Below are 12,202 nucleotides of genomic sequence, written 5' to 3' on the forward strand. Positions count from 1 at the left end.
ACTACGTGCTCGCCGCACTCGGCGGCATGGGCGTCCCCGTCGACGGCTCGGGGCTGAACCGGCTGGACCTCGAAGGGCCGCACGTCCTGTGGCTCGTCGCGGCCGGCGCCATGGACCTGTTCGCGGTCGACGCGGCCCAGCAGGGCCACTGGCACCACCTCGGCCGGCTCGAAGCGGGCTCGCTGCTGCTCGGCCCGGTCGCCGGACCCCAGCACACGCTCGTCGGCCGGCCCCTGCGCGCGTGCGTCCTGCGCCGTATCGAGCTGCGCGAGCTGCACCGGCCGCCGCAGACCGAGACCTGGACGTACGACGCGTACGGCAACCCCCAGTACGTACCCCCGTCGACCAGCCCCCTGGAGTACGCCCTCTCCCTCGGTGTCGGCCGGGGGCTCGCCATCCTCTTCGAGGCGCCGCTCGCCACCGAGCGGGGCGCGGCCCTCACCGACGACGACATCCTGTGGACGCAGGTACCGCCGGGCAGTGTGCGGTACGGCTCCCTGTACGGCGCCGAGGCCGCGGCGGACCTGCTGGTCGACCCGGCGCTGTGGCGGACGATGGTCGACCAGCAGTACCGGCTGCTGGCCACGCTGGACCGCTGGATCGAACAGGTGGAGCGCGCCCACGAGACCCGGACGGCCGCGGGCATCAAGGCGGGCGAGGCCGTCCGCGCGCAGGCCGACCGCACGCTGCTCGCCTCGATATCCAAGCGCTCGGGCCAGGGTCCGGGCGCGGCCGACGCCGATGCCACGTACGCGGCGTGCAAACTCGTCGCCCGCGCGGCCGGGATCACCCTCTGCGACCCCGCGAAGGGCGGCTCGGAGAGCGACCGGCTCGACCCGGTGGAGCGGATCGCGCTCGCCTCCCGGGTCCGGGCCCGTGCGGTGCGTCTCGACGGGCGCTGGTGGCGCGACGACGTCGGTCCGCTCGTCGGCCACCGGGTCGCCTCGGGTGCGCCGGCCGCGCTGCTGTGGCGGCGCGGCGGCTATGTGGCGGTGCATCCGTCGAGCGGCCGGGAGACCCCGGTGGAGAAGGCCAACGCGGCGGAGTTCGAGCCGCGTGCGGTGATGTTCTACCGGCCGCTGCCCGACCGCGGGCTGACCCCGCTCGGGCTGCTGAGGTTCAGTCTCCGGGGCACCGGCTCGGACATGCGCAATCTCGCGCTGAGCGGGCTGGTGACGGTGGCGCTCGGCGCGCTCGTGCCGATCGCGACCGGCAAGGTGCTGGGCGAGTTCGTGCCGAAGGCCCAGGAGAGCCTGATCGTCCAGGTCTGTCTGGCCATCATGATCGCCAGTGTGGTGTCGGCGGCGTTCATGCTGATGCAGAACCTCACCATGCTGCGGCTCGAAGGCCGCATCGAGGCCACGCTGCAGCCGGCCGTGTGGGACAGGCTGCTGCGGCTGCCCACGAAGTTCTTCACCTCGCGCTCCACCGGTGAACTGGCCAGTGCCGCCATGGGCATCAGCGCCATCCGCCGCATGATGGCGGGCCTGGGCCCGGTGGTGGTCCAGTCCGTCACGGTCGGCGCGATGAATCTCGCGCTGCTGTTCTGGTTCAGCGTTCCGATGGCGCTCACCGCGATCGGCATGCTCGTGGTGATCGCCGGGGTGTTCCTCGGGCTCGGTCTGTGGCAGGTGCGCTGGCAGCGCAGGCTGATCGTGCTGAGCAACAAGCTCAACAACCAGGCCTTCCAGACCCTGCGCGGGCTGCCGAAGCTGCGGGTCGCGGCGGCGGAGAACTACGCGTACGCGGCCTGGGCGGGCGAGTTCGCGCGCAGCCGCGAACTCCAGCAGCGGGTCGGCCGGATCAAGAACCTGACGACCGTCCTGGGCTCGGTGTACCTGCCGCTCTGCTCGCTCATCATGTTCATGCTGCTGGCGGGACCGGCACGCGGCACGCTCTCGGCCGCCGCCTTCCTCACCTTCAACACCTCGATGACCATGCTGCTGACCTCGGTCACCCAGCTGACGGGTTCCTTCGTGTCGATGGTGGCCGCGCTGCCGATGTTCGAGGAGATCAAGCCGATCCTCGACGCGGAGCCTGAGGTACGGGTGGCGAGCACGCGGCCCGCCGAGCTGTCCGGTGCCATCGAGGCGAAGAAGCTGTCGTTCCGGTACACCGACGACGGGCCGCTGGTCCTCGACGACCTGTCCTTCGCGATCCGGCCCGGCGAGTTCGTGGCGGTCGTCGGCCCCAGCGGCTGCGGCAAGTCCACCCTGCTGCGGCTGCTCATCGGCTTCGACAAGCCGGTCGCGGGCAGTGTGCTGTACGACGGCCAGGACCTGGCCGCCCTCGACCAGTCGGCCGTCCGCCGCCAGTGCGGTGTCGTGCTCCAGCACGCGCAGCCCTTCACCGGCTCGATCCTGGACGTCATCTGCGGTACGGAGCCCTACACGCCCGAGGAGGCGATGGCGGCGGCGGAGATGGCGGGGCTCGCCGACGACATCAGGCGTATGCCGATGGGGCTGCACACGATCGTCTCGGGCAGCGGAGCGGTCTCCGGCGGTCAGCGCCAGCGGCTGATGATCGCCCAGGCGCTGATCCGGCGCCCGCGCATCCTCTTCTTCGACGAGGCGACCAGCGCCCTCGACAACGAGACCCAGCGCACGGTCATCGAGAGCACCCGCGCGCTCAACGCCACCCGCGTGGTGATCGCGCACCGGCTGTCCACGGTGATGGACGCGGACCGTGTGATCGTGATGGAGGACGGGCGGATCGCCCAGCAGGGCACGCCCGCGCAGCTCCTCGCGGACACGGGCGGTCGGCTGCACGAGCTGGTGCGCCGCCAGATGCGGTAGGACTCGCGACCGGCCTTCGGGGTTGACCGCGGCGCGTGTGACGTCCGTCTCGCTAGCGAAACTTTGTCGTTTCGATGAAAGTGGTCTAGCCTCGAAGAGTACGAAACAGTTTCGTTTACGTACGTCCAGTGCCGAGCGAACTTTCCCTGGAGTCCTCCCATGTCCAAGACACAGACCCTGTCCGAGGACGCCCGCAAGGGCGCCCCGGACTCACCCGGGGCGGCGCGCCCCGCGAACCGCTGGTGGATCCTCGCGATCATCGGTATCGCGCAGCTCATGGTGGTGCTGGACGCCACCATCGTGAACATCGCGCTCCCGTCGGCGCAGGCCGACCTCGGTTTCACCGACGGCAACCGCCAGTGGATCGTCACGGCGTACGCGCTGGCCTTCGCCTCGCTGCTCCTGCTGGGCGGCCGGATAGCCGACCTCTTCGGGCGCAAGCCCGCCTTCCTCATCGGTGTCGCCGGATTCGCCGGAGCCTCCGTGCTCGGCGGCGCGGCCAACAGCTTCGGGATGCTGGTCGTCGCGCGCGCCCTCCAGGGTGTCTTCGGCGCCCTCCTCGCGCCCGCCGCGCTCTCCCTGCTGAACACGACCTTCACCGACGCCAAGGAGCGCGCCAAGGCGTTCAGCGTGTACGGCGCGATCGCCGGTGCCGGTGGCGCGCTCGGCCTGCTGCTCGGCGGTGTGCTCACCGACGCGCTGGACTGGCGCTGGACCCTGTACGTCAACGTCGTCTTCGCCGTCGCCGCCTTCGTGGGTGGCTGGGTGCTGCTGAACAACCACCGTGACGCCGCGAACTCCAGGCTGGACCTACCGGGCGCGCTGCTGGTCTCCGCCGGTCTCTTCTCCGTGGTGTACGGCTTCTCCAACGCCGAGACCCACGACTGGAACTCGCCCCTGACCTGGGGCTTCCTGACGGCGGGCGGTGTGCTGCTCGCGGTGTTCGGCTGGTGGCAGACCCGGGCCGCGCACCCGCTGCTGCCGATGCGCGTCCTGCTGGACCGCACCCGCGCGGCCTCGTTCATCGCCGTCCTGGTGACCGGTGCGGGCATGTTCGGTGTCTTCCTCTTCCTCACCTACTACCTGCAGCTGAACCTGGGCTTCAGCCCGACCAAGACCGGTGTGGCCTTCCTGCCGATGATGGCCGCCCTGATGGTCATGGCCCAGGTGTCCACGACGATGCTGGTGCCGCGGATCGGACCGAAGACCGTCATTCCGGCCGGCTTCGCGCTCGCCACGGTCGCGATGGTCTGGCTGACCGCGATCGACGTCGACTCCGCCTTCTCGACCGCCGTGCTGCCGCCGCTGCTCGTGATGGGCGCCGGGCTCGGCATCGTGATGCCGCCCGCGATGGCGCTGGCCACGAGCGGGGTCGCCGCGGAGGACGCGGGGGTGGCCTCGGCCACGGTCAACACGATGCAGCAGGTGGGTGGGTCCATCGGGACCGCGCTCCTGAACACGCTTGCGGCGAGTGCGGCCACCAGCTTCCTGGTCGGCAAGGACGCGAGCGATCCGCTGGTGCGGGCGCAGTCCTCGATCGAGAGCTACACCACCGCGTTCTGGTGGTCCGCCGGGTTCTTCGCCGCGGGTGCGGTGGTTACGTTCCTGCTGTTCCGGCCCGGGGTTCAGGAGCAGGACCCTGACGCCGCGCCTGTCGTCCACATGTGAGCCACCCGAGCTGAGGGGCCGCCGTCTTCAGGGAGACGGCGGCCCCTCTTTGCTGCCCCCCTGCGGGGGGGGCGGGGCGGTGTGGGCGAGTGGGCGGCGGCGTGAGGGCTGGGTGCGCCGTTGCCCGCGCGCCTCAGGAGCGGGGCTTCGCCCCTGCTCCTGCCGTTGGTCGGTGGGGTAGGAGCGCTGTCGCTGTTGCCGTGATCGTTGCCAGGAGCAGCCAGGGGACGGCCGGGGGCAAGGTCGTGTCCAGGAGGGAGCCGGTCGCCGCGCTGCCGATCAGGACGATGAGGCCGGAGACCGAGGACAGCGCGCCTGTGTAGAGGCCGAGTCTGCCGTCCTCGGCGAGGTCGGGGACCCAGGCGCGGGCCGCGGGTGCGACCAGCATCTGGCCCAGGGTGAGCAGGACGACGTAACCGGCCACGGGCAGGAGCCCCACGGTGCCCGTCCACCCGGCGGGCCGGGCCGCGGCGACGACCGCGAAGCCCGCCGAGATCAGCAGCAGTCCCGTCGTCAGGGACCGGCGCAGGTCCAGGCGGTCGGCCGCCCAGCGGGTGACGGGGAGTTGGGCCGTCACGACCAGCAGGGACGAGAGCGCGAACAGCCAGGCCAGCGGCGTCTGTGAGCCCGCCGCGCGCTCCACCTCGGCCGGCAGCAGTTGGTACAGCTGGTTGTACGCCAGCAGGTACGCGCCGTACGCGCAGCACAGGGACAGGAAGCCGCGGTTGCGCGCCAGGCGGCGGAGTCCGCCGCGGGAACGTATCCGCGCCCTGCCGGGGACGCGTTGCGGCAGCAGCCACGCGTGGCCCGCCAGGACGAGCACGAAGACCCCCGCCCCGGTGAGGCAGACCGCGCGGAAGTCCACGGCCAGGAGGAGTGCCCCGAGGAACGGGCCGAGGAACGCGCCCGCCTGGCCCGCCACCGTGAACAGCGCCAGTACGTGGGTGCGCGGGCCATCCCCCGCCTCCTCCCTGCACACCGCCTGCCGGGCCACCTCGGACTCGACCGCGGGTGAGAAGAGCGCGGCGGCGAAACCGATCAGGAGCACGGCCGCGACGACCGTCCCCGTGGTCCGCGCGTAGCCGAGCCAGCCGAAGCCGGCGATACGCAGGACACAGCCGGCCAGCACCACCGGCCGCACCCCGTACCGGTCCGCCAGCGCGCCGCCCACCACGAACAGGCCCTGCTGGCTGAACGTCCGCAGCCCCAGCACCAGGCCGACCAGCCAGCCCGCCATGCCGATCGCCGTGCCCAGGTGTTCGGCGAGGAAGGGCAGGACAGCGAAGAAGCCGATGTTGAAGGCGAGCTGGGTGAGGACCAGCAGGCGCAGCAGCGGTGAGAGGGAGGCGAAGGTGCGGAGGAGGGGCAGGGGGCGCCGCTTGAGGCGTGTTTCCGGTTCAGGCATGCCGGCGCCGTACGCGCAGGGCCTTGGGCCATCGGACGCCGCCACCGGCCGTGACCGCCACCGCGCCCAGCAGGGCGAGTGCGGCGGCGGGCGCCAGGGAGGCCCAGGGTGCCCGTTCCGCGTACGGCTGGTTCTCGGAGAGCAGCAGGCCCCACTCCGGGGACGGCGGCTGGGCGCCGAGGCCCAGGAAGCCGAGGGCCGCGAGGGACAGGGCCACCCCGGGCAGGCGGAGCAGGGCGTGGCGCAGGACCGGCGGCAGGACGGCCGGGAGCAGGTCGTGGCGGAGGAGTTGGAGCGGGGTCGCGCCGAGGCCGCGGGTCGCCGCCAGGTGGGTGGTGGCCCGTTCCTGCCTCAGCAGGGCCGAGGTGTGGGTGGCGAGGGGCGCCCAGGCGACGGCGGTCACCGCAAGGGCCGGGGTGGTGGGTCCGCTGCCCGCGACCGCGGTGACCAGGAGCGCGGCGAGGACCGGCGGTACGGCGTTGACCGTGTCGGCGAGCGGCCCGGAGAACCGGGGCAGCAGCCCCAGCAGTACGCCCAGGAGCAGCGCGACGGCGCTGACGGCGGTGGCCAGGGCCAGGGTGTCGAGTGCTCCGTGGCCGACGCGGGCCAGTACGTCACGCCCCAGCGCGTCCGTGCCGAAGGGGTGCGTCCAGGACGGGGGTTGGAGTCGGGCCGTGGTGTCGAGGTCGAGGGGGTCGCGGGCGAGGCCCAGCGCGATGACGGCGAGCAGCAGTCCCCCGTACAGCAGGGGTGGTGTCGTGGGGCGGAACGGGGTCGGGCGGTGCAGTGAGGGCAGTGCGTCGTCACGCAGGGCCGGGCCGATCAGGAGGCGTGCGGTGAGGCGGGCGAGGCCTCCGACGGCCGCCGCCAGCACGACGAGGGCGAGGGTGCCGGCCTGGAGGACGGGCAGGTCCTGCGCCACGGCGGCCTGGAGGGAGAGGCGGCCGAGGCCCGGGATGTCGAAGATCTGCTCCACGGCGACCGCGCCGCCGGTCAGGCCGACGACGAAGAGACCCACGTTCGGCAGGAGGCCGGGTACGCACCGCCGCAGCGCCTGGCGTGCGACGGTCCGGCCGCGGGCTCCGCGCGCGGCGGCGGCCAGCGCCCACGGTTCGGCGAACGCGCCCGGGAGGAGGTCGTCGAGCATCCGCCCGAGCAGCGCGCCCGCGGGCAGGCCGAGCGAGAGGGCGGGCAGCACCATCCACCGGGGGCCGTACCAGCCGAGTGCGGGCAGCCAGCCGAGCTGCACGCCGACGACGGAGGCGAGCACCGAGGCGGTCAGGAAGTCGGGGAGGGTGGCGAGGAACGCCGAGCCGGTGCCCGCGGAGCGCCGCTCGTCGAGCCGTCGGCCGGCCCCGAGCCGCAGGGTCCGCGCGCACACCCCGGCCGCCGTGACCGCCGCGACGATCAGCGCCCCGCCCATCAGCAGCAGCGAGACGCCGAGCGCCTGAAGGACCGACGGTGTGACCTCGGCGCCGGAGATCCACGACCGGCCCGCGTCGCCGTGCAGCAGTCCGCCGAGCCAGGCGCCCAGCAGCCGCGCAGGCCCGGCGTCCAGGCCGAGCTGCGCGCGGATCGCGTCCAGTACCTCAGGGGTCGCGGTGCGCTCGGCGGACCGGGCCCTGAGCACGGTGAGCGCCGGGTCCGTGCGCGAGAGCCAGGGCAGCAGTCCGACGCCGCACAGGAGGGTGGCGACGAGGGCGGCGCGCCAGAGCAGCACCGGCGCCCCACCGCGGAGGGCGGCCTTGAGCACGTGCCCGCCGCCCGTCAGCGCCGGGTGCCGACGCCGACGAGGTTGCGCTCGTACGGGTCGAGCAGTACGCCGCTGACCTCGGCGCCGACGCCTGTGATGATCCGCTGGTGGACCAGCGGCACGACGGCGTCCGTGCCGAGGATGGCCGCCTCGGCGGTCATCGCCGCGTCCTGCCGCTTCGCGGTGTCGCTGATCGACTCGGCCTCGGAGACGGCCTTGTCGACCTGCTTGTCGCACAGGAGGGCCAGGTTGTAGCTGCCCTCGCAGGTGTAGTCGCTGGCGAGGATGGAGACGGGGTCGCCGGTGTCGAGCATGGTGTTGCGGGCGGACACGAACGCGTCGAACTTCCCGGCCAGCGCGTCGCTCTCCAGCCGCGAGTACTCGCGCACCTCCAGCTTCACCGTGAACCCGGCCTTCTCCAGCTGCTGCTTCAGCACCTGGGCGACCTCGGGCAGTTCGGGCCGGTTGTCGTACGTGGCCACGGTGAGCGTCTTCCCGGCGGCGGCGCCAGCCTTCGCGCGGCCGGTCGGCTGCACGCGCTTGTCGGCCGCCCAGGTCAGGGCGGGACCGTAGGTGCCGACGCCGGAGTCGGCGTGTCCTTCGTAGACGCCCTTGGCGAGGGCGGAGGTGTCGATCGCCTCGCGGGCGGCGGCCCGGGTCGCCGCGTCCTCGAAGGCGCCCGACCTGGTGTTCAGCAGGAGGCTGGTGGTGCGGGTGGTGGCCGTCTCGCGGCGGGCCTCCTTGTCGAGGGAGGCCGCCTGCGAGACGGGTACGGCCTCGGCGATGTCCGCCTCGCCGGTGCGCAGCGCGTTCGTCCGGGCGGTGCCGTCGGCTATGAACTTCGCGTCGACGCCGGAGGCCTGGGCGCGCCCGCCCCAGTAGTCGTCGAAGCGGTCGAGGGTGGCCGCGGTGGTGCCGGTGACCTCGGTGAGTTCGAAGGGGCCGGTGGCGGTGCCGACGGGGCTGACGGCGTCCTTCTTCGCGTACGCCTTCGCCGAGAGGATCACCAGGCCGGGGCTGGACAGGCGCAACGGCAGTGCCGGGTCGGGGTCGGCGGTGGTGACGCGTACGCGGCCGTCGCCCGCGGCCTCGGCGGCGAGTTCGACGCCGGAGAGGGCGGCGGTCACGGGGTCGGCGCCCGCGGCGCGGGTGAGGGCGGCGGCGACGGCCTTCGGGGTGACCTCGGTGCCGTCCTGGAAGGCGGCGTCCCGCAGGGTGAACAGCCAGTCGCGGTCGTTCTCGCGGGTCCACGACTCGGCGAGCGCGGGGGCGGCGACGCCGTTGGCGTCGAGGCGGGTCAGGCCCTCGGTGACGCCGAGCCTGCTGAGGAGGGTGGCGTCGGCACCGTACGGGGAGAAGTTCTCGGCGGGCGGGAAGGCGAGCGCGACCTTCAGCCGGGCGCCCGCCGGGCTGTCGGACGACTCGTCGCCACCGCCGGAGGCGAAGCAGCCGGTGAGCAGGGGGGCGAGCAGCAGTCCGGCGACGAACCTGCGACGGCGTGACAGAGGGGGCATGGCTGCTTTCGTTCGGTGCGGGGGTGCCTGACGCGAGCGGGGCCGTGTCGTCAGGGCGGGGGTACGTCGTCGTGACGGCGGTGAGCCGTCAGGGCGGAGATACGTCGTACGCCGTCAGGGCAGGGGGACTTCGAAGTGGATGATTCCCTGGCCGCCGCCGGGTTCCTCGCGTTCGTCGTGGACCGCCTTGCCCAGCGAACGCCAGAACGCCTCCGCCCCGGGCACCGACGGGTCGGTGTGCAGATAGGCGGAGCGATAGCCGCCGTCGGCCACCGCGAAGTCGAGCAGCCCCGCGACGAGCCGCCGGGCCAGACCCTGTCTGCGGTCCTCGGGGCGGACGTACACCCGGCGCAGCTGGGCGGTCTCGCCGGAGGGGTAGCGCTCGGCGACGTGGCGCGGGTTCGGCGGGTGGGCCGGGCCGCGGGAGTCGAGGGCGGCGGTCGCGGCCACCGTGCCGTCCCGCCGGTCGACCGCGACGAGCAGGGTGTGGCGGACGGGCACGACGTAGGCGCCATGGAGGTCGACGATGTCCCGGTGCCAGTGAGGTACGTACCCGGTGCCGAAGTCCCGGTACACGGTGTCGAGCATCACGGAGCGGGCGCCGTCGACGTCGTCGGGGGTCGCCGTTCTTATGCAGTAGTCACGCACTTGCGCATCATATGCATTAAGGCTGTAGAGGTCGGCCCGGGGGCCGGTGCGTCAGGGCGTGAGACCGCCCGGGGTCAGGCCGGTCCGCCGCCACGACCCCTTCCACACGACCCAGACATGCCCGTCGGGGCCGTGGTGCACGTTCAGTCCGTCGACGACGGCGAGCAGCGGCAGGTTCTTGGCGCCGGCCGGGTCGCCGGCGTCGAGCGGGACCGCCACGTCGTCGGTGGCCGCGACGGTGATGCCCGAGGGGTCCGCCGTGAGGACGATCCGGCAGGTGTCGGCGGCGCTGCGCGCCAGCAGGCATCTGCTCGCGGAGCAGCCCGCGTCGAGGACCGGGGAGACGAACGACAGCGGGGCGTCGATGACCTGGGTCACCGCCACGGCGGCCGCCTGGGCGGCGAACTCCCCGTCGGCCCGCGCGAAATGAGCGGTGAACTCCATCTCCCGGACGGGCTCCATGAGCCCGTGCTCGGTGAGCAGCGCAGGCCCGTCCGAGGAAGCGCGTACCGGCGTTCCCACCGCCAACCCTCCTTGGCCAGACAGTCGTACGAAATGCGTGGTGCGGCCAGGGACTGGGGCAGCACGGTGACTGTACGTCGACAACAGACCCATGAACAGGGCACGTTGAGCAAACATAAAGACCAAAAGTCAACTGCTATGGCCGAAGTTCACTAGGTCGAGTGAACTAGATCTTGCGTTACGTGCGGTAGGGATCGTTCCGGCGCGCTACGGGTAACAAGCGAGATCAAATACGCCCGCCCCTGTACGAGGTGGAGCCGCTATGCCACCCCAACCCCACGACCGTCCCGCCGGACCGCCCCCGGCGAATCCGTATGCCCACAGCTATCCGGGCCCCGGGTTCACCGTCGTCGAGGTGCTGGGCGAGATCGACATGGCGACAGCCGGCGCCCTGAGCGAGCACCTGGACGCCCTGACCTCGGACGGAGTGCCCCAGCTCGTGGTGGACCTCCGGCAGGTCGAGTTCTTCGACTGCTCGGGGCTGCGGGTGCTGTGCCGGGCCGAACGCCGGGCCGAAGAACACGGCGGCACCCTCCGCCTGGTCTCCGACCAGCCCCGCATCCACCGCCTGTTACACGCCTGCGGCCTCCTGACCCGCTTCCCACCCCTCCCGGACCTCCCACCCGGCCCCGCCTCGGGTGACGACGGCTGAGGAGATCCGGAGCAAGCAGATCCGAAGCGGGCCGGGAACCTACCGGGCTGCCTTCCCGAGCCGTTCGAGATAGGCGTCGAGCGCGGCCGAACCCCGCAGCCGGGTCAGGCTCCGGCGATGCAGCTCGCGCTCACGTCCGGCCAGTACGGCCCGTACCCGATCGGGGTTCTTGCCGGTGCGCAGCTCGGCCAGGACCGGGCCGATGGCGGCGAAGGGGTGGTCGCCGCGCCGCAGGAGGGCGACGATCCGGGCCAGCCGGGCCTCGGACGCGGAGTAGGTGCGGTATCCGGTGGACCTCTCGCGCGCGGGCCGCAGCAGACCGCGGGCCTCCCACAGGCGCAGCACCGGCGTCCGCACACCGACGGCTTCGGCCACCTCTCCGATCCGCAGACCGCCGCGGTCCGCCGACGGACTCTCCGGCATGTTCTCCGGCGTGATCAGCGTGTCCAGGACGGCCAGGACCTCGGCGAGTTCGCCCCGTTCCCGGTGAAGTTCGGCATGGCTCGCGTCGAGTACGGCCAGGGCCGTCTCCAGGTCGTCGCCGTGCACCGCGCGCATGATCGCCCCGGCCGTCGGCCAGCCGTGCCCGGCGGCCAGCGCGCGAGCCGCCGTGAGCGCGTCGGCGTGCACGTCCGTGAACACGCGGTAGCCGCTGTCCGTGCGCTCCACGGGCGGCAACAGGCCCGTCTCCACGTAGTTGCGAACCTGCTGGGTCGAGACACCAGCCGCCCGCGCGAGATCCACGACCCGCAGTCGATCCCCCACCCGCACCCCTCACGCTCGCTCCCGACCCCCTCGCCATCCGTGCGTTTGAGGGTTTCCCGGCACTGAACCGCCCTGAACAGGCGGTGTGCCGGCCCAAGTCTCACAAAGCAATGCAATGGAACGATTGAAGGGGTGAGGCACCGACCTGAGAGAAGAGGAGAGCGGCTGTATGAAGTTCACCCTTGAAGTCGACATGGGCGGCTCCGGCTGGGACGGGGACGCGGCCCGGGAACTGGGGCGGATCCTTCGCTACTGGGGCGGCAACCTCCAGCACTACGAGCTGAAGCCCGGAGACGGGTCGGCCCTGTACGACTCCGGACAGCGCGAGGTCGGGGCCTGGCGCATCACCGCGTCGAGCGGCGCCCGCGCCCAGGAATGACGCCAGGGCCGGCGGAGACGGCCCCACTCCGTCTCCGCCGGCCCCTGTTGCGAGGTCACGCGGCGCTCCGCGACGGGACTCGCACTCCCCATCCGCATCTG

10 protein-coding genes are annotated in these 12,202 nt (G+C 72.6%); 4 read left to right on the top strand and 6 right to left on the bottom strand.

All coding sequences use genetic code 11. The annotated features are described in order from the left end of the window. Positions 1-26: 26 nt before the first annotated feature. Positions 27-2,795 (top strand): NHLP bacteriocin export ABC transporter permease/ATPase subunit, encoded by a 2,769-nt coding sequence (locus tag IE278_RS30775; protein ID WP_246570905.1) that lies wholly within the window; start codon positions 27-29, stop codon positions 2,793-2,795. A 159-nt stretch (positions 2,796-2,954) separates the two neighbouring features. After that, entirely contained in the window at positions 2,955-4,463 is a 1,509-nt protein-coding gene (locus IE278_RS30780) for an MFS transporter (protein WP_189776730.1), read from the top strand. A 133-nt stretch (positions 4,464-4,596) separates the two neighbouring features. Here the strand turns inward: IE278_RS30780 and IE278_RS30785 are convergent, their stop codons facing one another. From IE278_RS30785 to IE278_RS30805, 5 genes are all read right to left on the bottom strand, one after another. Next, on the bottom strand, positions 4,597-5,868 hold the full coding sequence (locus IE278_RS30785) for an MDR family MFS transporter (protein ID WP_189776732.1): 1,272 nt from the start codon (positions 5,866-5,868) through the stop codon (positions 4,597-4,599). After that, positions 5,861-7,621: an ABC transporter permease subunit gene (locus IE278_RS30790; RefSeq protein WP_246570867.1), complete on the bottom strand. Its 1,761-nt coding sequence runs from the start codon at positions 7,619-7,621 to the stop codon at positions 5,861-5,863. The genes IE278_RS30785 and IE278_RS30790 overlap by 8 nt, the downstream gene beginning before the upstream one ends. A gap of 14 nt (positions 7,622-7,635) precedes the next feature. Beyond that, positions 7,636-9,135, bottom strand: coding sequence for an ABC transporter substrate-binding protein (locus IE278_RS30795; protein ID WP_189776736.1), 1,500 nt, complete (start codon positions 9,133-9,135; stop codon positions 7,636-7,638). 114 nt (positions 9,136-9,249) lie between these two features. Then, entirely contained in the window at positions 9,250-9,783 is a 534-nt protein-coding gene (locus tag IE278_RS30800; protein ID WP_189776738.1) for a GNAT family N-acetyltransferase, read from the bottom strand. 51 nt (positions 9,784-9,834) lie between these two features. Beyond that, on the bottom strand, positions 9,835-10,305 hold the full coding sequence (locus IE278_RS30805; RefSeq protein ID WP_189776739.1) for a hypothetical protein: 471 nt from the start codon (positions 10,303-10,305) through the stop codon (positions 9,835-9,837). A 262-nt stretch (positions 10,306-10,567) separates the two neighbouring features. On the opposite strand from IE278_RS30805, the gene IE278_RS30810 reads away from it, so the two are divergent. After that, entirely contained in the window at positions 10,568-10,957 is a 390-nt protein-coding gene (locus IE278_RS30810; RefSeq protein WP_189776741.1) for an STAS domain-containing protein, read from the top strand. A gap of 39 nt (positions 10,958-10,996) precedes the next feature. Here IE278_RS30810 and IE278_RS30815 read toward each other — a convergent pair whose 3' ends face one another. Continuing rightward, a complete protein-coding gene (locus IE278_RS30815) occupies positions 10,997-11,722 on the bottom strand; it encodes a MerR family transcriptional regulator (protein WP_189776743.1) in 726 nt (241 codons plus the stop codon). A gap of 169 nt (positions 11,723-11,891) precedes the next feature. Between IE278_RS30815 and IE278_RS30820 the strand changes: the two genes are divergently transcribed. After that, positions 11,892-12,101: a hypothetical protein gene (locus tag IE278_RS30820; protein ID WP_189776745.1), complete on the top strand. Its 210-nt coding sequence runs from the start codon at positions 11,892-11,894 to the stop codon at positions 12,099-12,101. The last annotated feature ends 101 nt before the right edge of the window (positions 12,102-12,202 follow it).

Origin of the sequence: Streptomyces tauricus, assembly GCF_014650955.1 — a bacterium.
Taxonomy (GTDB): domain Bacteria; phylum Actinomycetota; class Actinomycetes; order Streptomycetales; family Streptomycetaceae; genus Streptomyces; species Streptomyces tauricus.